Source organism: Pseudovibrio sp. JE062 (genome assembly GCF_000156235.1).
Lineage (GTDB): Bacteria > Pseudomonadota > Alphaproteobacteria > Rhizobiales > Stappiaceae > Pseudovibrio.
Genome location: NZ_DS996811.1, coordinates 395,478 through 419,316, shown reverse-complemented (window position 1 = coordinate 419,316; position 23,839 = coordinate 395,478). Strand labels below are relative to the sequence as shown.

Sequence of the window (23,839 nt, the reverse complement as noted above, 5' to 3'; positions counted from 1 at the left end):
CCAGCACGAAGTCAGGATCTTCATCCAAAGACACAATCCGCGCCTCCCCCCAGATCTTCAGCCTTTCCTGTGTCTCGTAGTTCACGAGGATGAGGGAGACACGTGCATTCTGGGAGATGTGTCCAGCGCTCAAGTACTGCCGGTTGCCGCGATAATCTGCATAGGCAAAATGCCTGTTATCCTGCACCATCAGGAACCCGCGTGGCCCGCCTTTGAACTGCACATAGGGCCAGCCAGTCTCTGAAATGGTTGAGAGATAGAACCCATCCATGCTCTCAATGAAAGCAGCATGATCCGGTTCAATGGTGTGACCGCTCAGCTCTTCCCCTTCCAGAAACTTGGCGTAGGCCTCTTTGGTTCCGTAGCGGTCCTGAAAAGTTTGAGCGGCAGAGGTAAAGGCAATCTGAGCAAAAGCTTTTGGCATAGGAGCCCCCAATAAATGAAGCAATATGCTTGCATATGGGGACTAATACAAAAAATGCGACGACTACCTCGGGCAGGAAGTAGTCGTCGCACTGCTCTGGGGAGAGCTGGAGGAACTGGGGTAGGTCCGCAGTGTTCTGGAAGGCCAAGTCGATGGGGCCGTGCTTGGCGCTCTAAGCGGATGGACGCGTTCCTCCTGTGGAGCTCTTTATAAGTTCATCTCCGACAGGCCGGGGTGGTTATCCGGGCGGCGACCAAAGGGCCAGACGAAGAGCCGCTCATTCTCGTTGATTTCCGTATCTGTGATGCAGGTGATCCGCTTCTTCATGAGACCGTTGTCATCAAACTCCCAGTTCTCGTTGCCGCAGGAGCGGAACCACTTGTTGTGTATGGTCCGCCACTCGCTGACGATGCGAATGGAGAAGCGGTTTTTGTTGAAGCTCCAAAGCTCTTTGATATGGCGATAATGGAGCTGGGTTTTCCATTTGGCGGAAAGGAAACCCATAATCTGGGGCCGACCTTCAATGGTCTGGTTCCGGTCATGCCACAGGCAATCGCGGGAAACGTTTCGGACAACAATTGTCGGGCAGCGTGAGTTCCACGCATCTTCCGCAGCTCTTACTTTTGCTACCGCAGCGTCGTCTGTTATGGGGCGCATTGATAAACTGAGCATTTTTGTTGCCTCTTGTTGTTTACTGATCGGTACAGTTACTGATAGCAAGGTGTACCGATCTGTTCATTTAGTCAATTCACCAAATTGCGAGCTGCGTGATGCATATCACTCGCTTTTACGAAGCCCTTTGATTTCGCGATAAAAATGAATTCCCTTGTTCGGCCATATTTATTTCGTTATATGTACTGATCAGTAAACCTTGAGGTTGGTATGCGCAAAAATAAACGGGATGAACTCGTAGAAAAGGCGATGGAAACCTTCTACAGAAACGGGTTTCACGCCACCGGTATGGATATGCTGGTCGCTGAATCCGGCATTTCCAAAACCTCCATGTACAAGCACTTCAAAAGCAAGGAAGACCTGATCCTGGCTGCGCTTGGATTGCGCGAGCAGCAGTTTCACGATTGGTCGACGAAGCGTGTGTCTGAGCTTGCCAGCGAGCCGAAAGATCAGCTGCTGGCGCTGTTTGATGTGCTGGGTGAATGGTTTCGCGAAGACACGTTCAAAGCTGCATGTTCATCAAGGCCAGCTCTGAGTATCCGGAGCCCGACCATCCGATCCACCAGCAACGTTGACAGCGCACACATGTTATCAGGGGTGCTGGCTCTGGTGGAAGCTGCGCATCTGAAGAACCCTGAAGCTCTGGCCCGCCAACTGCTGATGCTGCAGGAAGGCGCGATCATCACCGCCCATTTTGGCAACAGTGATGACCCGGCAGGCGAAGCAAAGAAAGCCGCCAAAGCGCTGATCGACGCTGCCTCCTGACAATCAGCCATCTTTCTAGAAAAGAGATACGGATTTAGTGAAGGATATCTGTGCCTTGCGCGCAGTCCTTGCTCTCGTCGCACGCCATGTATCCCTGATAATATTTGCATATACATATAAATCTGGTTAGCGTAGTCCCATGAGAGGCTCATGGGACGGTGTGCTTCTCACATTAGGATCGACCACTTTCTGGGAGGGAGAAAGAGGGATGCTGACCAAAAGCATATTGGAAGACCTTGGTGCGAAATTGATTTCCGGAGATGTGGAGGTGATTGATTTATCTGGCAGATTAGGGCCGGATACGCCTATTTTGCAGTTACCGCCAGACTTTGCCAAAAACACGCCGAAAGTGGAGATCCATAAGATCTCTGAGTATGACGAGGACGGTCCGTTCTTCGCGTGGAACTGGATGAAACTGGGTGAACACTCAGGCACCCATTTTGATGCGCCGCACCACTGGATCACCGGTAAAGATTATGCAGATGGATATACTGACACCATCTCACCGCAAAATTTCGTAGCACCTGTGAACGTAATCGACTGCTCTGCGGAGACTGCTGAGAACGCAGATTTTCTGCTGACAGCAGACCGCGTGAAAGAGTGGGAGGCGGAACACGGCGAGATCAATGCCGGTGAATGGGTCGTGATGCGCAGCGACTGGTATCACCGAAACACAGATGAAGCGAAGTTTCTCAACGTAGATGAAAACGGCCCGCATTCTCCGGGGCCAACGGTAGACTGCATTGAGTATCTTCTCTCCAAGGGCATCCTTGGCTGGGGCAATGAGTGTATCGGCACGGATGCTGGATGTGCTGGCGGTATGGAACCACCTTATCCTGCACATAACCTGCTGCACGCAGCCAACCGCTACGGCCTTGCCAGCCTCGCCAATCTGGACAAGTTGCCGCCCAAAGGCGCCATCCTGATCGCCGCTCCGCTGAAGATTGCCAATGGCACCGGCAGCCCGATCCGCGCACTGGCCCTTGTGCCAGCGGGTTAGGTGCAGGGAAACTAAACTGATTGGCAGTGGTCAGAGGATTGCTGCTGATCCTCCTCCGGTATGCAAAAGGGCTGCTCCAGCTCAAGAATGTTGCCTTCAGGATCACGCATATAGGCGATTAGATGCGGTCTATCGGAGGTTCCGAAGTTGGTAACCTCACCCTGCTTGCTGCCACCTGCGGAAAGAACCTTTGTGATCAATGCGTGAAGGTCCGGTGTCTGAAATGCAAGATGACCAAAGCCAGTGGCGTTCACGGGCGCAACACCGCGGTCTTCAGTTGCAGCATGCTGGTGCAACTCCAAAAACGGCGTGTCGCAATCGGGGAACGTCAACCAGATGCTGAGGATCTCGGAGTTAGGTAGCCCGTTCCCTCTGGAGACCTTTTCACCTGACAGAACTTTGGCTGGCCGCATCTGCTTGCATTGGAATACGGTTTCATAAAACGCGGCCAGAGCTTTTGCATCGTGGGCAACGAGGTTGATGTGGGTGAGTTTCACTTGTCCCTCACCTGTTCCACAATGCGTTTAATGGCCTCGATCACATACTCCGGCTTGTCCTGCATCACGTTGTGTCCGCTGCCCTTTGCGAAAACGCTGGTCCGCTCTGGAGACGCTGCGGTGAAGTCTGCATGGGCTTTGTGCATTTGCGCGATGACCTGCGCATCCTTCACCCACGAGGTTTCTGCTACAATGTCGATGACAGGCAGATGCTGGGGGATGGTGACAGTCCCCATGCGCTGTGCTGTGGCTGGATAGGCTTTGATGACTGGGATGACGGTCTTCGCCAGCTCAGGTGCTGCTTTCTCAAGCGCTTCAAAGCGTGGGGTGTATTCGGCCAGAACAAAATCAACCAGCTCTGCGCTCATATCCTGTGGGATGCCTGCGTCGACAAGCACGAGGCCTTGCACCTGCTCTAGCTCTTCCGCCAGCAGGCTAGCGATGTAGCCGCCGTAGGAATGTGCAACGAGAATGATGGGGGCATTATCTGCGAGGTCGGAAAGAGCCGTGATCAGGTCTTTCGCCTCGTGTTCAACCGCATATCCCGCTTCCCACATTGGGTGAGGATCAAGGATAACCCGGTCATAAACGATTGTCTGCACGCCCATGCTGCGTGTCTGCGGCTCGATGTCGCTCCACGCTAAGGCGTTGCTTCCGTTGCCATGAATGAACACGACAACGGGTTGCCCCTCTCCTTTCACGTCCAGCGATAGCGGATAGAACTGCGTGGCCTTTACCCCTGCTGTTGAAAGGAGGATGGCGAGCACTGCGGTAAGCATGCGAGTGAAAATCGGCTGGAGATACGGCACAGAACGAGCTTTCTGAAAAAAACAGTGAAGAGCAATAAGCCAATAACACCCCATTTTCTGCGCGGTTTCAATGGCATTGTGCGTGGTGCGACAGGTGACACTCAGGGTTGAATTTTGAATATAGTTGATAAGCTATATTGCTGGATTGCTATATAGTGAATCAGCTATATAGTTGGGGGCATGAGCTTGATTGAGATCCTTAAGACACTGGCCAACGAGAACAGATTGACCATCCTGGAATGGCTTCAGGATCCTGTGGCGCATTTTCCGCCGCAGAAGAATGGCGATCTGATTGAGCACGGCGTGTGTTTGGGGGCAATTGCTCGAAAACTCGGCATTTCTCAGCCCACCGCGACCAATCATATGAAGGTGCTGGTGAATGCCGGATTGGTGACGCCCACGCGCAACAGCAACTGGGTGTATTTTCGCCTGAACAAGGAGGCTGTTTCTCTTTTCCTTGATGACCTTCAAAACAAGGTCGCCACACAAAAATAACTCGCCGACGCAACCTGCAAGCTGATCTTCTTAGGCTGATGGCCTTACCCCACCTCCCCTGATCTTCAGCGGATCACCTTGTGCCGCGAGCACCCCTGTTCGTTTCCTCATCCAATTATGTCTGGAATACAGAGTGAAAAGCTCCGTTTTTTTGTTCTTTGGCTCCATGTTCGGTTCCCGTTTGGGGGACCAGCTGCTGCTTTTCGTCGTTCCTCTTGTTGTCTTCCAAACCACTGGCAGTGTGTCGCTTTCCGGTCTTGCCTTTGCTGCTGAAACGCTGCCGCGTATCCTGTGCTTTCCCGTCTGCGGAATTCTGGCGGACCGTTTTTCTCCCGTCACATTGGTTCGCATCTCCCAAGCGGGCCGCTCTCTCGTGTGTGCCATTGGTCTGCTTGGTCAATACTTCATGCCCCATGTGGGTTGGATTGTTGCCATTGCAGCGCTTTCCGGCGTGCTCACCACGCAAGGATTCATGGCTCGTGAAGTGATGCTGCCGCAGATCTTTAAGGACGTGGCCTTCACCAAAGTGCAATCCTACGCGCAGAGTGTTGACCAGATCTGCATCGTGCTTGGCCCTGTGATCGCAGCCGCACTGTTCAACCTGTTTGGCTGGGAAATTGTGGTGGTCATGTCTGGCGCACTGTTTGTCAGTGCCGATGCCCTCATCTCCATCTGGCGCCGACTGAGTGTTGTGGAGCTGAAAGAAGCCAAACCGCTGGATGGTCATTGGACCAAACCCTTCCGTACTGCGCTCAACCACCTGTTTTATCTGCCGGGTCTGAAGCGTATCGTGGCACTCACTGCGTTGGTCAATCTGGTCTTTGGCGTTACGCTGGCAACCTCGGCCAGTATGGTCACTGGCCTCTATGAGCAGTCAGAGGAATACTACGCCCTGCTGCAATCTGTTGGGGCAATTGCGACCTTTGCGGTTTTGCTGATCACCGGCGTGAGCCGTCTAAAGCTCACTCATATCGGCATCATCTCCTACAGCGGACTGGTGATTGGAGGTGTGATCACTGGGTTCACCAGCAACTACTGGATTTATCTGCTGGGCTACTGTGTGATCCTTGGCTTCGACAGCATGTTTAACGTCTATATCCGCAGCGCCCGGCAGAAGATCATTCCGCCGGAAGACTACGGCAAAACTGTTGGCGTGATCATCCTGTTCAACAACTTCACCCTGCCGCTGTCCGGTCTGTTGGTTGGTCTGGTGACGTCCGTGGAATACACCGGTTGGCTTATCCTCGCCCTCACCGCGTTCATTGCCTGCACCGGTCTGGCTCTCAGCCTTGTTGGCGGCTCAACCCAGCCAGCAGAGGCCAGCGAAACGCAATAAGCCCGCGTACTTACTTAAGCCACGCCCCTGAATTGCCATGGGGTGTGGCTGTTTCTTTGGCTGGCGTAACCACTTCCCCATGTGGGGTCTTTATGCTGTTCCCCGTGTTTCCAACTGGAGGCACGGGGATATTGCAAGGGTGAGTTCATGCCAGCCGATTCCAGCCTGCCAGACCAGCCGGAAGGGTCCGGCCCGTTCTTCTCCAGATGGATGAAAGAGGGCCGAGAGACCATTCCCGGCCTCATCATCGCAACGGTGATCGCCATTGCCGCGCGTTACATTTCAGAGCATCAGGGCGGTCCGGTGATGCTGTACGCCTTGCTTATCGGTATGGCAGTACATTCCATTTATGAGGACGGCAACTGTCAGGCTGGCTTGAGTTTTGCGGCCAAGAAGGTGCTGCGTCTGGGGGTGATCCTGCTGGGCCTGCGCGTTTCCTTTGCGCAGATTCTTGAGCTGGGCTGGCAAACTCTGGCGCTGGTGATCCTTTCAGTCCTTGCCATGTTGTTTGTCGGGCTCATCGTGGCGCGGCTGCTGGGACGTTCCGCCAGCTTTGGCTTGCTCACAGGCGGTGCTGTGGGCATCTGCGGTGCCTCCGCAGCTCTGGCGATTTCCTCTGTGCTGCCGAGTTCGAAGGAAAATGAGCAGAACACCCTGTTTACAGTGATTGCCGTCACCGCCCTCTCCACGCTTGCCATGATCCTTTACCCCAGCATCGGCCAGATGTTCGGCCTCAATGATGTGCAGCTTGGCATCTTCTTTGGCGCGACTATTCACGATGTGGCGCAGGTTGTCGGGGCTGGTTTTGCGGTGTCGGACAGCGCAGGAGAAATCGGGACGGTGGTAAAGCTGATGCGGGTGATGATGCTTCTGCCGGTGATCTTCATCATCTCCCTCTGGTCCGCCAAATGGCTGCATACCAAAGGCAAGGCCACGACGGCCACGCTGGAGGCCAAAGCTCCTGTCCCTTACTTCGCATTCGGCTTTGCGGCTCTGGTCGTGGTCAACTCACTGGGCTGGATACCGGAAACACCCCGCTTGATCCTCGTGGATGCGTCCACCTGGTGCCTCGTCATCGCGATCTCGGCTCTGGGTGTCATGACCACCCTGAAAACCCTGGTCAGCCTTGGCCACCAGCACCTGTTCGTCATCGTCGCGGAGACACTTCTGCTGCTTGGCGGCATCATCCTTGCAATCAAGTATCTACTATAGGACTGTGAGGTTGGTTTGGTACCCGCCGCCAATAAACGAATGCGTAGCCAACGGTGCAGGCGAGTCCTAAGAAAATCAGGAAACCATCCAGCCTTGTGACTGAGGGTGTTGCGATGAGGGGCAAGAGCAGGATGGCTGTAGCGTTCCCTGCTGCATAGCAGAGGAAAGTTGCCTTTAGAGAGATCCTCAAAGCTGTTCTTTTGAGGAAGAAGTAAAACACCGAAACTGCCGGTAGGCTGGAAACTAAAATAAGAGGAGCAACATCCTCAGTACGCGTAACCTCTCGAAGAAACATAAAGACTATAAAGCCTACTGGTGTGAAGCGCACGAGCAAAGCAAAGACTATGAAGGTAGTGAGACCAGCAAGAACGATTGCAATGTTATAGATTGCATAGAGGCGAAAAAACTCAAAAATTCTGTCGCGCATTTGTTTATCTATCTCTCACATCCAGCAATGATCTGATCATGCAATAAGCGTGCATTGAAAGCTATGATGAGTGATCAGGGGCTTGCTTATTATCTGTTGCTTCAGCTGTATCGCGTCGCCAATAAACGAATGCGTATCCCACTGAGCATGCAAGCCCTAAGAAAATCAGGAAGCCATCCAGCCTTGCAACCGCTGGCGTCGCGATGAGAGGCAGGAGCAGGATGGCTGTAGCGTTCCCTGCTGCATAGGCGACCAAGACTGCTGGAATGGTAAGCCTCAACCGCGTCTTTCTGAGGATGAGGTAGAAGACGATGGCTGCCGGTATGGCGGGGCCAGCGATGAAAGGGATGAACGTTGTGAGCGGGATCCTGTCCTGCAGGATGTAAAGGAGCACAAAGCCGACAGGTGGGAAGATGGCGAGCAAATAGAAGCCAAGAAAAGCGGTGATCCCAGCCAACGTCAGGGCCAGAAGGTAAACCGGATAGCCCTGCAAAAATTCGAGAATCTTACCCTTGGTCAGGCCACTCATAATTTTCTCCTGAAAACAACAATCTAATGATTGAATCGCGCAATGAAGTCCACTCTGTGCACTCAAAAATGTTGTTTGTTAGGAACTTTCATCTCTAAGCAAAACTCCTGAATTGGCTGATGCAATTCGCGTCTTTGCGCGTTATAAGTTGTGGGTGCAAGTTTGGTGGTGACACGCGGGAGGTGTGCGCCGCATTCAACAACTTTGGGGAGGGCCTGCCATTTTCGGTGGGTCGATTACAAGACGTATAGGTTTAAAATATGGATACACGCGCCGCTGTCGCTTATAAAGCCGGAGCCCCTCTTTCCATCGAAACGGTTCAGCTAGAAGGCCCGAAACCCTTTGAGGTTCTGGTTGAAATTATGGCAACTGGCGTATGCCATACGGATGCCTTCACCCTTTCCGGTGATGACCCTGAGGGTCTGTTCCCAGCCATTTTAGGCCACGAAGGCGCTGGCATCGTGCGCGAAGTTGGCAAAGGCGTCACCTCGTTGAAGCCGGGCGATCATGTGATCCCGCTTTACACGCCAGAGTGCCGCGAGTGTGAGTACTGCCTCAACCCAAAAACCAACCTGTGTCAGTCCATCCGTACAACACAGGGCGCAGGTGTGATGCCGGACGGCACCAGCCGTTTTTCCATCAATGGTGAAAAAGTTCACCACTACATGGGCACCAGCACCTTTTCCAACTTTACTGTTCTGCCAGAGATCTCCCTTGCGAAGATCCGTCAGGATGCACCGTTTGATAAGGTTTGCTACATCGGCTGCGGCGTGACCACAGGCGTTGGTGCTGTGATCAACACAGCAAAGGCAGAGCCGGGCTGTAAGGCTGTTGTGTTCGGCCTCGGCGGTATCGGCCTCAACGTTGTGCAGGGCCTTCGTCTGATTGGTGCGGACCAGATTGTTGGCGTGGACCTGAACCCTGCCAAAAAAGACCTAGCTGAAAAGTACGGCATGACCGACTTCGTGAACCCGAAGGAAGTTGAAGGCGATCTGGTGCCTTACCTTGTTGATCTGACAGGTGGCGGTGCGGATTACTCCTTCGAGTGTATCGGCCACCCAACCACCATGCGTCAGGCGCTTGAGTGCTGTCACAAAGGCTGGGGCGAAAGCATTATCATCGGCGTTGCTGGTGCTGGTCAGGAAATCTCCACCCGTCCATTCCAGTTGGTCACTGGCCGCTCCTGGAGAGGCACTGCATTTGGTGGCGCGCGTGGTCGTACGGATGTGCCGAAGATCGTGGACTGGTACATGGACGGCAAGATCGACATTGACCACATGATCACCCACACCATGCCGTTGGAAGAGATCAACACGGCGTTTGATCTGATGCATGAAGGCAAGTCCATCCGTTCGGTTGTGACGTTTTAAGCCTTATTCCGGGTTTTCGTATTGATAAGGTCTAAGCGGACGTATGCTCTGCTTAGACCTTCATTTTAATGCGTATTCTTTTCCGAAAACCGGAGCCGCTTTTCGGGAATGCGCTGTAAGAGAGCTATTATGATTGAGCTGATCCAAAGCTGGCGCTGTTTTGATGGCGAGCAGCGCGTTTACCGCCATGACAGCAAGTCCACCGGCACACCAATGGAATTCGCCGTGTTTCTGCCGCGCCGCGCGCTGAACGGTGAAGAGTGCCCTACCCTGATGTTCCTCTCCGGCCTCACCTGCACCTGGGAGAATATGGTCACCAAAGCAGGCAGCCAGCGTGCTGCGGCTGAGATGGGCATGATTATCGTTGCACCGGATACATCCCCACGCGGTGATGATGTGGCGGACGATGATGGCTGGGACATGGGCAAAAGCGCCGGCTTCTACCTGAACGCTACGCAGGAACCATGGGCCAAGCACTACCGCATGGAAGAGTACATCACGCAGGAGCTGCCGGAGATTCTGGAAGAGCACTTCCCGATTGACCTGAGTGCTCTGGGGATCACCGGCCACTCCATGGGCGGTCATGGTGCGTTGACCCTTGCGATGAAAAATCCGGGCCTGTTCAAAAGCGTTTCCGCCTTTGCACCAATCGTAAACCCAATCAACTGCCCATGGGGTGAGAAGGCATTCTCCGGTTACCTCGGCGACGACCGGTCCACATGGGCAAACTATGATGCTTGCGAGCTGGTCAAATCCCGTGGCTGGAAAGGCCGAATTCTGATTGATCAGGGTTCTGCAGATGGCTTCCTCGAAGAGCAGCTGAAACCTTGGGTTTTTGAAAAGGCTTGCCGGGATGAAGGCGTTGATCTGACCCTGCGCATGCATGGCGGATTTGATCACAGCTACTATTGCATTGCGTCCTTTATGCAGGATCACATTGCATGGCACTATGACGAATTGGTTTAGTGCTTTACGTATACTAGACCTTTGAGGCGCTTGTTATCGCCACAGATAGTGGTTAAGTAGCTGAAATAATTTGGAGGGTTTGCCCTCCCTAAACAGAAAAACAGCCAGAGGATCAGATGTCCGAATTCATCCAGAAGATCGTATCCGGAATCAACGACAAGCTTGATGGCGTCGATATGTCAAAGTCTATTGCGCTCAACATCAAGGATGAGGGCTCCATCATCGTTGACGAAAACGGTGCGCGCGCAGAAGAAGCAGAGGCAGATTGCACAATCTCTTGTTCTGCAAAGACCTTCAAAGGCTTGGTGGATGGTTCCGTCAACCCAATGACTGCGGTGATGATGGGCAAGATCAAGATTGGTGGCGACAAGATGGTTGCCATGAGCCTTGGCAAGATCCTCGGCTAAGCTGACCCAGCTTCTGTTATTGAGAACCCCGCTTCCTCGTGAGGCGGGGTTTTTCTTTGCCTTTTAACAAGACCTCTCAACAGACTGATTACAGTTTTCGGAAGATCAGCCAGACTGCAGGGGTGGCTCCTTAAGTGTTTTATGGCCAACTGCGCTCACCTGAAATCATGAGGGCGTGAGCCATGGGCAATGATATTGGCGATAACAATCACTTTAATCCCGTTGCAGATATTATTTCTGACTTTTTTCAGCTCAACAATGCATTGGATCTGGAAGCCTCCGGCAAATACGATGAAGCCGCAGAAGCTTTTGAGCAGATGTTGCGCAATGACCCTGAAGACAGCATAGGCGCCGCCCTCCATCTGGCTGCCATTGGTAAAAGGGATGTGCCTAGCAGTATGCCCGAAGCCCATATTCTGTCGCTGTTTGGTCAGATGTCCGGAACCTACGATCAACGCCTTCTGGAAAACCTGAAGTATGCCATTCCAGAGAAAGTAGGTGAGAGATTTGCTGCGCTTGGGCTCGGCCCGTTCAAGCGCATGCTGGATCTTGGCTGCGGAACTGGCCTTTGCTGTGAGGTTCTGAAGGAGCAAGTCACACACAAAACTGGCTTAGACCTTTCTGCAGAGATGCTTGAGAAAGCGAGAGAGAAAGAGCTCTACGATGTCTTGCACGAAGAAGAGATCACGCGGTTCCTCAAGGCAAACTGCAATGAACCGTGGGATCTCGTCGTCTCAACTGACGTTATTCCGTACAACGGCGAGTTGGATGAGATGTTCTCGCACATCGCGGGCAGTATGACGCCTGATGGAATCTTTCTTTTCTCAAATGAGGTCCAGCCGGAAGAAAACTTCAACGGCCAGTCCTATGTGATGGGCAAGCACTGCCGCTATGCTCACTCACTGGATTACATTCAGCGCCTGCTGGCGCAGAACAATCTGGAACTACTGGATCGCACTGAAATGATAATCCGGCTTGAACACGGTAACCCAATCACCGGTCAACTGGTGATCGCCAGAAAGATGGGCGCTGAGTAGCCACAGGACACGCCGTGTTTTTTGGTCCGGTGACCAGCGCATTTTCTGTCAAATGAAGATTTTTGGAGAATGTAGATCTCCAGTTTTGGCGTGATGAGTTCCGCTTTTGGGAAACACCAAAGCATTTCTCAGCTGTCGTATACTCCTTTTTTTTGGGAATACTCGCCGAAATGCCCGTCCGTTGATCTTCGGTTTTATGGCCTCAGCTGCAGCACTTCGTTTTATCCCAGTGACTAAGGTGCCATGAGCTTAGAATTATCCGGTCGGCGACGCTCTTCTATTATTAATAATATTAGGCATATTGCTTAATTGTGTTTTGCTTTTATTTAGTGAATTTCGTTCTCTTTTGTGCTCCGCAAGTTATTGTGATGCTTAGATTATTTCAATGTATAATATATCTCGTATAATTGCTTTATATGCCTCTGCGTTAATAGGATCTCACCCGAAACTTCTGATCTAAGTATTGGGTGATGAATGGTTGATCTTCGTAAAGGTGATGAAAGTCTTTTAAATACCCGTTTCCACTACATGGCGCGCAACACGATCGATTACTGGATGGTGGCGGACAGCAAAAAGCTGAGTGAAGCGGAGGTCGTGCATTCAATCGCCTCTGCCCCGGTAACGGAGCAGACAACCTTTCAGTTGTACCTCCATATTCCGTACTGCGCACAGAAATGCTCGTTTTGTGCATTCTCTGGTGGCAACACGTTAGATTTTGCTGATGCGCGTGAGTACATCGCGCTTTTGATCAAACAGCTCGATAAGATCCTGCAGATCACACCCGCCTATGGGCAAAAGCGTATTCGGTCCGTCCACATTGGTGGCGGCAGTCCGGATCTTGTGCGCGGCCAGATTGGCAAGCTCCTGTCTCATGTGCGCGGGCTGGACGGGATTGATGACAACACCGAGATCGCCATTGAATGCGCCCCTTCGACAACCAAACCGGATTTTCTGGATGAGCTGATTGCGCACAAGGTAACCAAACTCAGCTTCGGCGTACAAAGCATCAATCCGCAGATCAGAGCCAATGTGCGCCTGCCACGTTCTATGCGAAAAGTAGAGGAACTCTGTGAGTATGTTGCTGGGCAAACCCCGATTGTAAACGCTGATTTCATCACCGGCCTGCCGGGGCAAACACTGGCCGATGTGGAAGCAGATCTCAGCTATGCTTTGAAGCATCCGGTTATTAATGCTGTCAGCACCTATCTGCTTACGCCCGCGCTGCCCCTTCTCTGGTGGCTGATGTGAAGGGGGAAAAAGTTCCGCATGTGCCAACGCATAAAGAACAGGCGGTGATGCGGCTTCATTCTTACAGCACCTTGCAGCAAGCGGGTTGGGTACGCCGGGGGACCAACACCTATGTGGACCGGGCCTCGGTTGACCAAACAGTTCTGGATCATCTTCCAGGCAATGAGTGCATTGGTGCGGCACACTACGATACCTTCCTGATCGCAGCAGGTGCGCAGGCCATTGGCTCCGCCCCGGGCGTGCGATTTGAAAACACCGTCGATATCAATCACTGGAAGGCTGCCATTGGCAATGGGGAGTTCGGCTTCAACCTGAGAAAGTCGGCATTGCATCACCAGAAGGATATGTCCTTATGGACGTTCCCGTTGTTTTATCAAGGCTTGAAAAAAGACAGGCTTCACGCAATGATCGAAGATGGGGATGTTGATGCATCCCAGCTCTCCACATTGCAGGACCTGATTGATGAAGCTCTGGTTATCGAGAGTGATGATGACTACCGCCTTTCCATATTAGGGGAGGTGTTCATGGGCCACATCGTTCGGCTTCTTAAAAAAGAAGAGGGCCAGAAAGTCATTGATGAGTACATCCATGAAGGTTTCAAAATTGGTGAGGCGATCCATAGCGGTGTGATCAATTCCGACAATACCGCGAATAACCGTCAGAATGTTACTGAAAGAATTTAAATGAGTGTCGACCAACTCATCCTGTATTGCATCGCGATTTTTTCTGTCTCGATCATCCCCGGCCCCAGCATGGCTCTTGCTTTTACAGAGGGAGCCCGGGGTGGTGTGAACGGGGTTGTGCCTCCTGCTTTGGGGAATGTCACAGCCTCCCTGGGGCAGGCGCTGATTGCGTTTTTCGCCTTCCGCTCAGTGGTTTCACTTGAGCCGCGCGTTCTGCTGACAGTGCAAGCGGTCGGTGCGCTTTACATTGCCTATATCGGATACATCTTCATCCGGCACGGTGGCAGCTTTAAGCTGGAAACGGATGGGGCAGAGAAGCAGCTTTCCAAGGCGAGCGAAGGATTTCAGACCGGCTTTTTAATCGCGTTTTTCAATCCCAAGGCAATCCTGTTCTTTGTGGCCCTTTTCCCGCAGTTCGTGAACAGTGAGATCGCGACCAATGCCGGAGCACTCAGTTCTGTGTTTCTGCCAATCGGACTGATCGCACTCATCTGCTTTATGGTCTACGGATTTCTGGGGCAGCTGTCTCTTCAGGTCTTTGATGAGAGCAAGGTGTTCAACTGGATCGTGCCGGGGCTTGGCGGATTTCTGGTGCTCACTGCAACACTGGGTCTTCTGGATGCACTAGGACAGCTTTTCTGAGTCAAGCAATGCGGCGGCTGTCTTAGCAAGTTGCCGCTTGCCTGGAAGAAACCCCGCCTTGGCCCATGAGGCGGGGTTTTGCCGTTCAGTTCTGCAAGAATGCCTGCGCGGCTTTGCCTTTCAGCTGCAGGGTGAGGCAGCGGACGGAACCGCCGAGTTTGCAGACGGAGTTGGCAGGCACCGCAATAACTTTTTTGCTGGTGTTGGCCTGAATGGTCTTCATCACCTTGTCGCTGTTTTTGTCACCAAAGTGCGGCATGTAGATGAAGTTGCTGGTCATGGCTGCGTTGACGTTGACACCGCACGCGCTGGACAGGTTCGTCTCATCCCACATAGCATCCACGTCGACGATCTTGATGCCCGGGAACGAGGTTTCCAGCTCCTCCAAAATCTCAGAGTATATCGGCTCATCATAGCGATTGAGGATGAGGGTGTTTTCTTCCGCAAACATCACCATGCCATCGCTGTGGGCCATCACCTCTTCATCCGGTGGCAGGATCGCAACTTCCTTCGCATTCAGCAGCTCTTTCAACACCGCCTTGCCGTCTTCGTAAGAAAGATCGTTGTCCTCCAGAAAGCGGGTTGTGGTGATCACGCGGCCTGCATGATTGTCGACGATGTTGCCGCCATCAAGCATGTACTTTGTCTTGCCGAATGTCAGGCCCCTCGCAGTTGCAAATGCGTTGAAGCCTTCCTGCATTTCATCGGCAACGGCCTGATCGCCTTCAAAAGTGACAGGTGTGTAACGGAACTGAACCGGCTTGCTTGGATTGATGACGGTGTAATCCCGCGCCCAGATATGCGGGAGATAGTCATTGATGATGATTTCTTCCGGCACCTTGCCCGCAAAGTAAGGCCGGGTCTGCGCATCCACGACGATCCTCACTTCGTCGTTCCCATAAACAGCGTTTGCGTAGGCTATGTCAAAGTCCACGATACCCTGGAATAGCTCTGCATACTCCGGGTCATCATAGGTGTCGCTGATGGATGGTGCTGCAATGACGATCAGGTCTTGCCCTGCCGCATGTGATGCTGAGTTCAGCGCCAGCATCGCACCGGCACTTGCCAGCAAGGAATATCCGAGCAGTTTGATTTTTGATTTGAGTTTCTTCATGTGTGCCCCCAACAGGTCAATCAATACAGTCGGTTATAGAAACGGGCAAGTGAACGCCGGATGACTAATCCTTCACCAGAAAAGAAAATGGCCACATTCTCACTCGGAAAATGCGGCCACTCTGATTTGATTTATACGCGCGTGATTAAGCTGCGCGGATGTCTTCCATGAAGGAGTTGATGGTCTTGCGCAGGCGAGCTGCATTGTCAGCCACCGCTTGAGACGCGTCCAGCACCTGAGAAGCAGCTTCCTGCGTTTCAGTCACTTTCACGGAAACCTCGCTCACATTGTGCGCCGCGCTGCGGGTGCCCTGAGCTGCCATCTGAACGTTCTCGCTGATCTCCATGGTCGCAGACCCCTGCTGCTCAACAGCGTTTGCAATGGAGGTGGCGTGCTTGTTTACTTCGCTCATGGTGTCGCTGATGCCCACGATAGCTTCCACGGTCTCCTTGGAGGAGTTCTGGATGCCAGAGATCTGCGCGGAGATTTCTTCTGTTGCTTTGGAGGTCTGTGTTGCCAGCTCCTTCACTTCAGAAGCCACAACAGCAAAGCCCTTGCCCATCTCACCAGCGCGTGCCGCCTCGATGGTGGCGTTCAGGGCCAGCAGGTTGGTCTGTTCAGCAATGTCGCGGATGAGGTTGACCACTTCGCCAATCTTCTGCGCTGCGCTGTCCAGAGCCTGAACTTTCTGGCTGCTCTCTTCTGCGCCACTTGTTGCAGCACCCACCACGCGGTTGGTTTCACCCAGCTGGCGGCTGATTTCTTCGATGGAAGCGCTCAGCTCTTCAGCTGCTGTTGCAACGGTCTGCACATTGGCAGAAGCTTCTTCAGAAGCATCACGTGCGGTGTTGGAGCGAAGCGCGGAGTCTTCTGCAATGCCGGTCAGGCGGGTTGCTGTGTGTTCCATCTCCTGCGAACGCTGATCAACGCTCTGTAGGGCTTCAGTCACCTCTGCACCAAACTGGCTGAGAAGGTTCTCGATCCGGCTTTGACGCTGCTCACGTGCGCCGTGCTCTTCGTCGCTCTGTTCCTGCAGGCGAATGCGCTCAACGTTGTTCTGGCGGAGCACTTCGATCGCCTGTGCCATCTCGCCGATCTCATCTTTGCGATCGGAGTAGCCAATCTTGATGTCCAGCTTGTTCTCGGAAAGATCACGCAGGGCACATGTCATGGCCGGGATTGGTTTCAGCATCATCTTGAAGCCGAAGTAGGCCAGCAGGACGAGAACAATTGCCAGACCGATAGCAGCGTACAGCAGGTTCCAAGTGACGTGATCAACCTGCGCCTCAATGTGAGATTTTTCAACGCCCACATAAAGAATGCCAGTAACACGGTTGTTGCTGTCAAAGATTGGCTGGTAGAGCGTGTAGTACGCCATGCCAAGAATGTTGGCTTCGCCGCGGAAGGTCTTTCCGGACTTGATAATCGGGTAAACAGCGCCGCCTTTGCCCAGAGGCGTATCAACAGCGCGCTTGCCTGCTTTATTCTTGATATTGGTGGTTTTGCGCCAGTAATCCTGGTTGGAGTCATCCCACACAAAAACAGTGGCAGTCTCACCGGTCAGGTGACCGATGTGATCAACAAGATCATTATTAGAAAACTTCAGCGGATCACTGATGATGATCTTGGAAACATTGGAGTTGTGATCCAGTTTAACGGTCGCTGATGGGAACTCCTGCTGGAGCTGCGCCGCCGCAATGCGAAGATTGATGTCGTGACGTTTGTCCACTTCATCACTCAGCGTACCCCAGAGTAAAAGGTCTGCGGCCAACACCAGAATGCCAGTTGTCAGGACAATGGCAAATGAAACTGCGAGAGCGATCTTTGTGGTGAGTTTAATACCGGAAAAGTGCATTAGTGCCCCATAAATATTCTTATTTTCCGCTGCGGGTATTTTCTAAGAATACCACTGTTAGTTTTAGGGGTATGGCGGACTTACTAATAACAAATTAAATTTTGATCTATTCCGCTCGGTAATATGCAGAAATATAATCAGAACAATTACTTATAATATTTCCGATAGGGCAGATTTCTGCGTAAAAACTGCTTACCTATGCGTCAAAAGACCTCAATCAACCCAAAGAAAAACCCCGCCTCTTAGGGAGAGGTCGGGGCTGAGGAGAGGTCTCCAATCCACCCTACGCCGTCAAACTTGCCTGAAGCTCGGCGAGGAGGTCTTCCAGGAGAGCCATACCGGCGTTCCAGCCTTTGTTCATGCCGCTGATGGCAGCTTCGAAGCAGGTGATTTCGGCTTCGGTGGCTTCATGGGGAATCCATGTAAGGCGGAGGTTGGTCTGGTCGCCGTTTTCCTCGAAAGTCACGGTGGTCAGCAGGATGCGTGGCCAGTCAGGCATCATGGGATTGCCTGCGACCTCCCAGTTTTCATCTGCATTGGAATGAAGCCAAACGAGCTTTTCAGGCTTGGAGACTTCGATGTACTCGGCGCGCTGGTAATTGGAGTTGTCGCCCCACTTCATTTCATGCAGCCAGAGGCCGCCCTGTTCCACATCCATCTTGTGCGGAATGCTCTCCACGTTTGGGCCGTACCAACGTGAAACCAGATCCGGCTCGGTCCACGTGCGCCAGACCAGTTCGCGCGGGGCGTTAAAGGTGCGTTCCAAAACATAGGTTGGTAGTTCGCTCATTCTTATTCCCTCCTCAACTCTCGGATTTCTTCAATTCCTCCAGAAGATCATCCAGCTGATCGAAGCTGGTTGACCAGAACTTGCTAAACTCTTCCAGCCATTTGACGGCCTCACGCATGGGCGCAGCTTTGAGCCGGGCCGGGCGGCGCTGTTTGTCTATGGCGCGTTCAACCAGCCCTGCCCGCTCCAGAACTTTCAAATGCTTTGAAACTGCGGGCTGGCTCATGCGAAACGGCTCAGCCAGCTCATTGACCGATGCGTCCCCACTGGCGAGCCGTGTTAGGATTGCGCGGCGGGTGGGGTCGGCCAGTGCTGCAAACACGGCATCAAGGTTTTGGGGCTGGGGTGTCTGGTTTAGTTGTTGCATAACCGTATGGTTATATAAGAATCAAAATTGGTCAAGCCTGTTTTTGACAGTTGCGGGAGAGTAAAAGAAAACCCCGCCGTCCTGATGAAAAGCGGGGCTTTAAAACTCGGTGAAGTCAGAAGAACTTAAGCCAGCTCTTCACTACGCTTCTTAGCTGCCGCAACTGCGCGGGAAAGAAGCGCTGGCATGCCGTTGTCTTCATTCATGAGCACATCCAAAGCAGCGGCTGTTGTGCCGTTTGGAGATGTCACGTTGATGCGCAGTTGAGATGGGCTGTCGCTGGCATCTTCTGCCAGTTGCCCTGCACCGCCGACGGTGGCTTTTGCCAGTTGCATAGCAAGCTCTTCTGGCAGGCCCTGCTCTGCACCCGCTTTGGCGAGGCACTCAATCAGATGGAACACATAGGCCGGACCGGAGCCGGACACAGCCGTAACAGCATCCATCTGGCCTTCATTTTCCAGCACCACAGTCTGGCCTACAGCAGCGAGCAGTTCCTGCGCCATGGCCAGATTGTCTTCTGAGCAATGGCTGTTTGGAATGAGTGCGGTGATGCCGCGGCCAATGGCTGCCGGTGTGTTTGGCATGGCGCGCACAATTGGGCTACCCTCTCCCACCAGAGAAAGAAGCGTATTCAGGTTTGTGCCAGCTGCAACGGAAATGAACACGGTTCCGCCGCCACCCAGAGCAACAATCTGAGGGGTTGCATCACCCATCATCTGCGGCTTCACGGCCAGAATGCACACGGCGGGGTTTGCTGGCAGTGACTTGTTCAGGTTCAGGCCGTGATCTTCCAGTGACCGGAGCCAGTCAGATGGATAAGGGTCAATCACGGTGGTGCTGGACGGCAGAACGCCTGCTTCCAGCCAGCCTTTCAGCATGGCCGAGCCCATCTTTCCGCAGCCAAGCAAAACAAGGCCGTTTGTGTTTATCTCTTCAATCTGACTAGGCTTGGACATCGATTAATTTCCGTAGGTCGCTAAATTCAAACGCGGGTCATCCAGTTCCAGCGGGAACTTACGCGGAACCAGACCGGATTGGAACCAGTTCACGAAAGTGTAGATGGAATATACCGGCAAACCGGTGAGTTTGCGGATGTCATTGGCGTAAGGCACCATATTGGTGCATTCCAGCACAATCGCACCGATGCCTTCGTTTTTGGTCACCAGTTCAGCGGCGGCGTCCAGCAGGTCAAGGCGGGCATTATCAAAATTGATGGCGTCGTAATCATCCAGCACTTCGCGGGTGAAGTTACGCAGACCATCTGTGCCCACAATCACCGTATCTTCTGGCGCACCGGCTGCTTTCAGGTGCTCCTTGGTCAGCGTTTCTTTGGAAATGGTGATAACGCCTACGCGTTTGTTCTTCGGTAGAAGTTGCTGCACGCTTGGGATCTGCATCAAAGAAGAGGTGGCAACAGGCACGCCAAGCGCTTCCTTCACCTGATCCTGAATGAGTGCCAGAAACCCGCAGTTGGTGGTGATGCCGTCACAGCCCATGCGCACCAGATCGCGGCCTGCTTCAATGAACTCATTCATCAGTTCACGCGGGTCGTTGCGCACCACCTTATTTGGGGTCGCGCCGCGCACCACGCGGTAATGCACCGGGAACGGCCACGTCTGTGCATTGCCAATATCGCCGTAAATACGCGGAAACTTGGTCTCCAGCATGAGAATGCCGACCGAGGCACCAAATACGGTCTTGCCTCCATACTCAACGGACATAATTCAAAACCTCTTCCTTAAATTTGGGGGATCAAAGCAGCCGGAGTATTGGGGATCCCCAGGCTGCTTTGCTCTTGGTTTTCCGCGTACCCTCCCCCCGAAAGCAAAAAGCGCCTTCGGGAGTACGCGTTAATCGGCTGGAACGTAGAGCTGCGAATAGGCGATGCGCACGGCTTCGGTGGCCTCGTCGCGGCGGCGTTCAATATGATGGCGCATGGTGGAAACCGCTTTGTCTTCGTCCCGGTTGATCAGGGCGGTCAGCACCACACGGTGGGCTGAAAGCTGGGCTTCCTCCTGCGTGGAAACAGGGGTCTTGCCGCGCAGGTACTTCAGGTCGACAAGACGAATGTAGCGCACGCGGTCATTCAGGTTTTCCAGAATGCGGACCAACTCGTTGCTTTGAGACAGAGCAGCGATGCGCATGTGATACGCCTCGTCCATGCTCAAAAGCTCCATGGGGTCTTCGCAACTGTCGTAGTCCGGCTCCGTGGACTTCAAAAACTCCATCAGATCCTGAAGTTCTTCATCACTGGCCCGGCGGCAAACAAGGCGGACAATCTCCGTCTCAATGGCGACACGCGCTTCATAAAGGTCAAGAATAAGCTTTGGGCTCAGGGGGCGGCAAAAAAAGCCGCGGCCACTCTGGAACGTGAGGAAGCCTTCTGCCACGAGTCGATTCAACGCCTCGCGCAGTGGTGTCCGGCTTGCACCCAACTCTGTGGATAACGCGCTCTCGTTGATACGGGCATCCGGCTTAAGTTCAAAATACGCCGCCATTTTCCGTAGTTTTTCGTAGATGCGGTCCACGTTGCTATCAGCTTTTGTCATTCCAAAATCGCTCTCAATCCTGCCGCTGCAGGCCCCAAAAATCGGCTCAGCACTTACCACGTCATAGGTGAACTGTACATTCCATTTGACCTGCGCTCAATATTGAATATGGTGCTGTATACAATTTTGAGTGCAATCGATTCTGCATTCTTCGGGTTTAGTAAATTGCCTGCTTAACGGGTGGGACGGGTCTGATAGGTGACACTGTGACGAATAAGATGAATGGTGCCGAAGCCATGGTAAAAATGCTGGAGGCTCAGGGCGTTCAGCACATTTTCGGTCTTTGCGGCGATACAACACTGCCGTTCTATGACGCGATGTATAAGCTTGATCACAAGATGACCCACGTTTTGACCCGTGATGAGCGCTGCGCCACTTACATGGCGGATGCGTATTCACGAGTGACTGGTCGTCCGGGTGTGTGTGAGGGGCCATCCGGTGGTGGCGCCACTTACATTCTGCCGGGTCTGATTGAAGCTTCTGAAAGCTCCTATGCTGTGCTTGGCATTACGACGGATATCTCCGTCGGGTCCTACGGCAAGTACCCGCTGACGGAAGTGGATCAGGAAGCGCTGATGCGTCCGCTGACCAAGTGGAATACCGTAATCAAGTGTGCAGATCACATTCCACGTATGGTTCGCAAAGCCTTCCGCGCCATGACAACCGGTCGCTCCGGTGCGGCACACCTCGGCCTGCCCTACGACATTCAGTATGATGCCGTTGATCCCTCCGACATCTGGGCCGATCAGCAGCTCACCTCTTATCCAGCTTACCGTCAGGCCCCGGCTCCGGGTGCTGCAGAAGCGGCTGTTGATGCGATCCTTTCTGCAAAGAAGCCGCTGATTGTTTGTGGCGGCGGCGTTGTGATTGCAGGCGCGATGGAAGAGCTGGATCGTCTGGCAACACGCCTCGATATTCCGGTCGCAACGTCCATCTCCGGTCAAGGCTCGCTGGCTGAAACGCATCCGAACTGTGTGGGCGTTGTTGGCTCTAATGGCGGCACGGATGAGACATGGGAAGCCATGGCAGATGCGGATCTCGTGGTGTTCATGGGTGCCCGTGCCGGTTCCACCACCACCTCCCGCTGGGAAGCCCCATCCGCCAAGACCCGTGTGGTTCATTTCGACAACGACCCGATGGTGATCGGTGCGAACTACGAAGTGGAAGTGGGTGTTGTTGGTGATCTGAAACTATCTCTTGAGCAGGTCAACGCTGTTCTTGATAGACGTGATCAGGGTGCAGACACCTTTGGCGGTGCTGCTGCTGTTGCGGACATCAAGAAACGTAAGTTCGAGATCTTCAATAAACTGGCACAGAGCGGTGAAGCGCCGATCCGTCCGGAACGTGTGATTGATGCCATGATGAAGGTGCTGCCGGTTGACGCAACCGTCATCTCTGACCCTGGCACCTCCTGCCCTTACTTCTCTGCGTATTATCAGCTGCCGCAGTCTGGTCGTCACTTCATCACCAACCGTGCGCACGGTGCATTGGGTTACTCGCTCTCTGCCGCGCTGGGTGCATGGTATGGCCGTCCATCCAGCAAAGTGGTTGCCATGATGGGTGATGGCTCCTTCGGTTTCACCTGTGGTGAGCTGGAAACCGTGTGCCGCTCTCGCGCACCAATCACTTACATCGTGTTCTCCAACTCCAACTACGGCTGGATCAAAGCCAGCCAGTATGCGGACACAGATGCACGCTACTACAACGTAGACTTCAACCGCACCGATCAGGCCGCTGTGGCTGCTGCCTATGGCGTGAAGAGCTGGCGCGTTGAAAATCCGGATGATCTGGAACGCGTGCTCAAAGAGGCGATTGAACATGATGGTCCAACACTGATTGATGTTGTGACCCAGCCTCTTGAAGAAGCAAATGCACCTGTACGCCGCTGGATGGGATAAGAGCCATGAATGCAGAACAAAAGATCACCGGTATGGATGTTTGGCATGTACAGTTGCCCGTTAATGCCCGCCGCGACCATGGCATCGGCTCAGTTGAGCATGCCGTAGACATCATCATCCTCCGCTTAACGGCGGAGGGAGGTGAAACCGGCTGGGGGGAAGCGTCGCCCTGGTCCGTGTTCACCGGCTCTGCTGAGGCAAGCTTTGCGGCGCTGGATCGTTATATCCGTCCGCTCGTTGTAGGCCGCACCATTGGTGAGCGTGCCACGATCATGAAAGACGCTCAAAAAGCGGTGGCACATTGCACGGAAGCAAAAGCTGCGCTGGAATCTGCACTGCTGGATCTTCAGGGGCGAATCTCCGGGTTGCCGGTCTGGGCGCTTCTGGGCGGTAAATGCCGTGATACCATTCCGCTTTCCTGCTCTATTGCTGATCCTGATTTCGATCGTGATCTGGCATTGATGGAGCGTTTGAAAGAGGATGGCGTGCGCATCATCAAACTCAAAACCGGCTTCAAGGGACATGAGTTTGATATGATGCGTATGGAGCACCTACGCATGAACTATCCTGAGTTTTCCATTCGCGTGGATTACAATCAGGGCCTGCACCACGATTCTGCCCTAGCGTGCGTTCGTGACATCGCGACTTTTCAACCAGATTTTATCGAACAGCCCGTTGCTCATAACCTTCGGGAACTTATGGCAACTATCCGAAATTCCATCGATGTGCCGCTTCTGGCGGACGAAA

The 23,839-nt window shown here is 53.2% G+C and carries 27 protein-coding genes; 14 read left to right on the top strand and 13 right to left on the bottom strand.

Annotated elements, in window-relative coordinates:
• Together PJE062_RS18770 and PJE062_RS26150 are read right to left on the bottom strand one after the other, a co-directional pair.
• The coding region (locus PJE062_RS18770) for a pyridoxamine 5'-phosphate oxidase family protein (protein WP_008551112.1) at positions 1–424 on the bottom strand (424 nt) is incomplete at its 3' end.
• Positions 425–631: 207 nt separating this feature from the next.
• A complete protein-coding gene (locus PJE062_RS26150; protein WP_008551119.1) occupies positions 632–1,096 on the bottom strand; it encodes a DUF1348 family protein in 465 nt (154 codons plus the stop codon).
• 210 nt (positions 1,097–1,306) lie between these two features.
• On the opposite strand from PJE062_RS26150, the gene PJE062_RS18760 reads away from it, so the two are divergent.
• Positions 1,307–1,861, top strand: coding sequence for a TetR/AcrR family transcriptional regulator (locus tag PJE062_RS18760; RefSeq protein ID WP_008551068.1), 555 nt, complete (start codon positions 1,307–1,309; stop codon positions 1,859–1,861).
• 208 nt (positions 1,862–2,069) lie between these two features.
• Positions 2,070–2,861, top strand: coding sequence for a cyclase family protein (locus PJE062_RS18755; RefSeq protein ID WP_008550932.1), 792 nt, complete (start codon positions 2,070–2,072; stop codon positions 2,859–2,861).
• Between the two features lie 11 nt (positions 2,862–2,872).
• Here the strand turns inward: PJE062_RS18755 and PJE062_RS18750 are convergent, their stop codons facing one another.
• Positions 2,873–3,358, bottom strand: a complete 486-nt coding sequence (locus PJE062_RS18750) for a VOC family protein (RefSeq protein ID WP_008550777.1) — start codon at positions 3,356–3,358, stop codon at positions 2,873–2,875.
• Complete coding sequence (locus PJE062_RS18745) at positions 3,355–4,137, bottom strand: alpha/beta fold hydrolase (RefSeq protein WP_037037663.1); 783 nt, start codon at positions 4,135–4,137, stop codon at positions 3,355–3,357. Before PJE062_RS18745 ends, PJE062_RS18750 begins: the two co-directional genes overlap by 4 nt.
• Before the next feature lie 255 nt (positions 4,138–4,392).
• On the opposite strand from PJE062_RS18745, the gene PJE062_RS18740 reads away from it, so the two are divergent.
• The 3 genes from PJE062_RS18740 (at position 4,393) to PJE062_RS18730 (ending at position 7,210) form a co-directional block, all read left to right on the top strand.
• A complete protein-coding gene (locus PJE062_RS18740; protein ID WP_235861609.1) occupies positions 4,393–4,662 on the top strand; it encodes a helix-turn-helix transcriptional regulator in 270 nt (89 codons plus the stop codon).
• Positions 4,663–4,795: 133 nt separating this feature from the next.
• Positions 4,796–5,998 carry an MFS transporter gene (locus PJE062_RS18735; RefSeq protein WP_037037616.1) on the top strand — a complete coding sequence of 401 codons (1,203 nt, stop codon included), beginning with the start codon at positions 4,796–4,798 and terminating at the stop codon, positions 5,996–5,998.
• A gap of 147 nt (positions 5,999–6,145) precedes the next feature.
• A complete protein-coding gene (locus tag PJE062_RS18730) occupies positions 6,146–7,210 on the top strand; it encodes a YeiH family protein (protein WP_008551179.1) in 1,065 nt (354 codons plus the stop codon).
• Here PJE062_RS18730 and PJE062_RS18725 read toward each other — a convergent pair.
• Both PJE062_RS18725 and PJE062_RS18720 read right to left on the bottom strand, forming a co-directional pair.
• Positions 7,194–7,637 (bottom strand): hypothetical protein, encoded by a 444-nt coding sequence (locus PJE062_RS18725; protein WP_050773949.1) that lies wholly within the window; start codon positions 7,635–7,637, stop codon positions 7,194–7,196. The genes PJE062_RS18730 and PJE062_RS18725 overlap by 17 nt on opposite strands.
• A gap of 61 nt (positions 7,638–7,698) precedes the next feature.
• Positions 7,699–8,166 carry a hypothetical protein gene (locus PJE062_RS18720; protein ID WP_008550791.1) on the bottom strand — a complete coding sequence of 156 codons (468 nt, stop codon included), beginning with the start codon at positions 8,164–8,166 and terminating at the stop codon, positions 7,699–7,701.
• A 260-nt stretch (positions 8,167–8,426) separates the two neighbouring features.
• Between PJE062_RS18720 and PJE062_RS18715 the strand changes: the two genes are divergently transcribed.
• From PJE062_RS18715 to PJE062_RS18685, 7 genes are all read left to right on the top strand, one after another.
• The gene (locus tag PJE062_RS18715) at positions 8,427–9,536 is read left to right on the top strand and encodes an S-(hydroxymethyl)glutathione dehydrogenase/class III alcohol dehydrogenase (protein WP_008550872.1); all 1,110 of its coding nucleotides are present in this window, start codon (positions 8,427–8,429) and stop codon (positions 9,534–9,536) included.
• Between the two features lie 129 nt (positions 9,537–9,665).
• Positions 9,666–10,502, top strand: coding sequence for an S-formylglutathione hydrolase (gene fghA / locus PJE062_RS18710; RefSeq protein ID WP_008550880.1), 837 nt, complete (start codon positions 9,666–9,668; stop codon positions 10,500–10,502).
• A 116-nt stretch (positions 10,503–10,618) separates the two neighbouring features.
• Positions 10,619–10,909, top strand: coding sequence for an SCP2 sterol-binding domain-containing protein (locus PJE062_RS18705; RefSeq protein WP_008550769.1), 291 nt, complete (start codon positions 10,619–10,621; stop codon positions 10,907–10,909).
• Between the two features lie 182 nt (positions 10,910–11,091).
• A complete protein-coding gene (locus PJE062_RS18700) occupies positions 11,092–11,946 on the top strand; it encodes a methyltransferase domain-containing protein (protein ID WP_008550824.1) in 855 nt (284 codons plus the stop codon).
• A 474-nt stretch (positions 11,947–12,420) separates the two neighbouring features.
• A complete protein-coding gene (locus PJE062_RS18695) occupies positions 12,421–13,194 on the top strand; it encodes a radical SAM protein (RefSeq protein WP_008551087.1) in 774 nt (257 codons plus the stop codon).
• The gene (locus PJE062_RS18690) at positions 13,191–13,877 is read left to right on the top strand and encodes a hypothetical protein (protein WP_157039231.1); all 687 of its coding nucleotides are present in this window, start codon (positions 13,191–13,193) and stop codon (positions 13,875–13,877) included. The genes PJE062_RS18695 and PJE062_RS18690 overlap by 4 nt, the downstream gene beginning before the upstream one ends.
• Positions 13,878–14,519: a LysE family translocator gene (locus PJE062_RS18685; RefSeq protein ID WP_014290131.1), complete on the top strand. Its 642-nt coding sequence runs from the start codon at positions 13,878–13,880 to the stop codon at positions 14,517–14,519.
• A gap of 85 nt (positions 14,520–14,604) precedes the next feature.
• On the opposite strand, the gene PJE062_RS18680 is transcribed toward PJE062_RS18685, so the two are convergent.
• From PJE062_RS18680 to PJE062_RS18650, 7 genes are all read right to left on the bottom strand, one after another.
• Positions 14,605–15,633: an agmatine deiminase family protein gene (locus tag PJE062_RS18680; protein ID WP_008551155.1), complete on the bottom strand. Its 1,029-nt coding sequence runs from the start codon at positions 15,631–15,633 to the stop codon at positions 14,605–14,607.
• 145 nt (positions 15,634–15,778) lie between these two features.
• Positions 15,779–17,488 (bottom strand): methyl-accepting chemotaxis protein, encoded by a 1,710-nt coding sequence (locus PJE062_RS18675; RefSeq protein ID WP_008551209.1) that lies wholly within the window; start codon positions 17,486–17,488, stop codon positions 15,779–15,781.
• Between the two features lie 283 nt (positions 17,489–17,771).
• Positions 17,772–18,278 (bottom strand): SRPBCC domain-containing protein, encoded by a 507-nt coding sequence (locus PJE062_RS18670; RefSeq protein ID WP_008550771.1) that lies wholly within the window; start codon positions 18,276–18,278, stop codon positions 17,772–17,774.
• 13 nt (positions 18,279–18,291) lie between these two features.
• Complete coding sequence (locus PJE062_RS18665) at positions 18,292–18,645, bottom strand: helix-turn-helix transcriptional regulator (protein ID WP_037037608.1); 354 nt, start codon at positions 18,643–18,645, stop codon at positions 18,292–18,294.
• 125 nt (positions 18,646–18,770) lie between these two features.
• The gene (gene proC, locus PJE062_RS18660) at positions 18,771–19,601 is read right to left on the bottom strand and encodes a pyrroline-5-carboxylate reductase (RefSeq protein WP_008551101.1); all 831 of its coding nucleotides are present in this window, start codon (positions 19,599–19,601) and stop codon (positions 18,771–18,773) included.
• Between the two features lie 3 nt (positions 19,602–19,604).
• On the bottom strand, positions 19,605–20,366 hold the full coding sequence (locus PJE062_RS18655) for an aspartate/glutamate racemase family protein (RefSeq protein WP_008550907.1): 762 nt from the start codon (positions 20,364–20,366) through the stop codon (positions 19,605–19,607).
• A 129-nt stretch (positions 20,367–20,495) separates the two neighbouring features.
• Positions 20,496–21,194 carry a GntR family transcriptional regulator gene (locus tag PJE062_RS18650; protein WP_008551148.1) on the bottom strand — a complete coding sequence of 233 codons (699 nt, stop codon included), beginning with the start codon at positions 21,192–21,194 and terminating at the stop codon, positions 20,496–20,498.
• Between the two features lie 206 nt (positions 21,195–21,400).
• Here PJE062_RS18650 and PJE062_RS18645 point away from each other — a divergent pair, with 206 nt between their 5' ends.
• Positions 21,401–23,092, top strand: coding sequence for a thiamine pyrophosphate-binding protein (locus tag PJE062_RS18645; protein WP_037037605.1), 1,692 nt, complete (start codon positions 21,401–21,403; stop codon positions 23,090–23,092).
• A 5-nt stretch (positions 23,093–23,097) separates the two neighbouring features.
• On the top strand, positions 23,098–23,839 hold a 742-nt coding region (locus PJE062_RS18640), incomplete at its 3' end, for an enolase C-terminal domain-like protein (RefSeq protein ID WP_037037602.1).

What these genes read in the sequence shown, in the direction of transcription:
- PJE062_RS18650 (WP_008551148.1), bottom strand. Translation starts at nt 21,194, where the DNA reads ATGACAAAAGCTGATAGCAACGTGGACCGCATCTACGAAAAACTACGG.
- PJE062_RS18680 (WP_008551155.1), bottom strand. Translation starts at nt 15,633, where the DNA reads ATGAAGAAACTCAAATCAAAAATCAAACTGCTCGGATATTCCTTGCTG.
- PJE062_RS18715 (WP_008550872.1), top strand. Translation starts at nt 8,427, where the DNA reads ATGGATACACGCGCCGCTGTCGCTTATAAAGCCGGAGCCCCTCTTTCC.
- PJE062_RS18705 (WP_008550769.1), top strand. Translation starts at nt 10,619, where the DNA reads ATGTCCGAATTCATCCAGAAGATCGTATCCGGAATCAACGACAAGCTT.
- PJE062_RS18700 (WP_008550824.1), top strand. Translation starts at nt 11,092, where the DNA reads ATGGGCAATGATATTGGCGATAACAATCACTTTAATCCCGTTGCAGAT.
- PJE062_RS18720 (WP_008550791.1), bottom strand. Translation starts at nt 8,166, where the DNA reads ATGAGTGGCCTGACCAAGGGTAAGATTCTCGAATTTTTGCAGGGCTAT.
- PJE062_RS18675 (WP_008551209.1), bottom strand. Translation starts at nt 17,488, where the DNA reads ATGCACTTTTCCGGTATTAAACTCACCACAAAGATCGCTCTCGCAGTT.
- proC (WP_008551101.1), bottom strand. Translation starts at nt 19,601, where the DNA reads ATGTCCAAGCCTAGTCAGATTGAAGAGATAAACACAAACGGCCTTGTT.
- PJE062_RS18670 (WP_008550771.1), bottom strand. Translation starts at nt 18,278, where the DNA reads ATGAGCGAACTACCAACCTATGTTTTGGAACGCACCTTTAACGCCCCG.
- PJE062_RS18695 (WP_008551087.1), top strand. Translation starts at nt 12,421, where the DNA reads ATGGTTGATCTTCGTAAAGGTGATGAAAGTCTTTTAAATACCCGTTTC.
- PJE062_RS18665 (WP_037037608.1), bottom strand. Translation starts at nt 18,645, where the DNA reads ATGCAACAACTAAACCAGACACCCCAGCCCCAAAACCTTGATGCCGTG.
- PJE062_RS18745 (WP_037037663.1), bottom strand. Translation starts at nt 4,137, where the DNA reads ATGCTTACCGCAGTGCTCGCCATCCTCCTTTCAACAGCAGGGGTAAAG.
- PJE062_RS26150 (WP_008551119.1), bottom strand. Translation starts at nt 1,096, where the DNA reads ATGCTCAGTTTATCAATGCGCCCCATAACAGACGACGCTGCGGTAGCA.
- PJE062_RS18725 (WP_050773949.1), bottom strand. Translation starts at nt 7,637, where the DNA reads ATGCGCGACAGAATTTTTGAGTTTTTTCGCCTCTATGCAATCTATAAC.
- fghA (WP_008550880.1), top strand. Translation starts at nt 9,666, where the DNA reads ATGATTGAGCTGATCCAAAGCTGGCGCTGTTTTGATGGCGAGCAGCGC.
- PJE062_RS18730 (WP_008551179.1), top strand. Translation starts at nt 6,146, where the DNA reads ATGCCAGCCGATTCCAGCCTGCCAGACCAGCCGGAAGGGTCCGGCCCG.
- PJE062_RS18755 (WP_008550932.1), top strand. Translation starts at nt 2,070, where the DNA reads ATGCTGACCAAAAGCATATTGGAAGACCTTGGTGCGAAATTGATTTCC.
- PJE062_RS18655 (WP_008550907.1), bottom strand. Translation starts at nt 20,366, where the DNA reads ATGTCCGTTGAGTATGGAGGCAAGACCGTATTTGGTGCCTCGGTCGGC.
- PJE062_RS18760 (WP_008551068.1), top strand. Translation starts at nt 1,307, where the DNA reads ATGCGCAAAAATAAACGGGATGAACTCGTAGAAAAGGCGATGGAAACC.
- PJE062_RS18685 (WP_014290131.1), top strand. Translation starts at nt 13,878, where the DNA reads ATGAGTGTCGACCAACTCATCCTGTATTGCATCGCGATTTTTTCTGTC.